This window comes from Frankia sp. CeD, from assembly GCF_000732115.1.
Taxonomy (GTDB): domain Bacteria; phylum Actinomycetota; class Actinomycetes; order Frankiales; family Frankiaceae; genus Frankia; species Frankia casuarinae.
Genome location: NZ_JPGU01000084.1, coordinates 1 through 950, shown reverse-complemented (window position 1 = coordinate 950; position 950 = coordinate 1). Strand labels below are relative to the sequence as shown.

The 950-nt window shown below is 61.9% G+C and carries 1 rRNA gene; it reads left to right on the top strand.

What is annotated here, in order from left to right:
- Positions 1–542: 542 nt before the first annotated feature.
- Positions 543–950, top strand: a 23S ribosomal RNA gene (locus CED_RS20775); the annotation flags it as partial.

The following is a 950-nucleotide window of genomic DNA, read 5'->3' as shown; positions in this document are numbered from 1 at the left end:
GAAAGTCGGTAACACCCGAAGCCGGTGGCCTAACCCTTGTGGGGGGAGCCGTCGAAGGTGGGACCGGCGATTGGGACGAAGTCGTAACAAGGTAGCCGTACCGGAAGGTGCGGCTGGATCACCTCCTTTCTAAGGAGCGTCTGGCTGGTCTGTCCTGTAGTGGGGTGGGCTGGTGCAGAGCCAGGGCCGGCTGTGGATGCCGGTCTGGTTGCTCGTGGGTGGAACGCTGACGATGGGGTTTCGGCTGGTTGTCCGGGGTCTAGTNNNCCTCTGTCCTTATCTTCGGGTGGGGNGGGGGGTGGAACGGTCCGGGTGGGTGGCTGGGGTCCGTGGCACGCTGTTGGGTCCTGAGGGAGTGAGGCTCTCTCGGCTGGTGGGTTCCTGTGCTGTGGTCCTGGTGGGGATCGTGGTGGGGGGTCTGCTGGTGGAACGGACCGGTCGTGGTGGAGGACTGCCTTCCCGTTGGGTGGGGGTGGGTTTCGCCGGGTCGGCTGGGGCCGTCCGTACGTTGAGAACTGCACAGTGGACGCGAGCATCTTTGTGGCCAAGTTATTAAGGGCGCACGGTGGATGCCTTGGCACCAGGAGCCGATGAAGGACGTGGGAGGCTGCGATATGCCTCGGGGAGCTGTCAACCGAGCTGTGATCCGAGGATTTCCGAATGGGGAAACCCGGCAGGGCNTTAAATCCTGTCACCCNTGCCTGAACACATAGGGCATGTGGAGGGAACGCGGGGAAGTGAAACATCTCATTACCCGCAGGAGGAGAAAACAACCGTGATTCCGCGAGTAGTGGTGAGCGAAAGCGGAACAGGCTAAACCAGTGTCGTGTGAGAGCCGGCAGGTGTTGCGATGCTGGGGTTGTGGGATCGTCCAGGTGGAGCTGCCGTTCCATCGGGGAGTCAGAAAGAGCATTGTTAGGCGAAGGTCATGCGAATGGGCCGCCATAGAG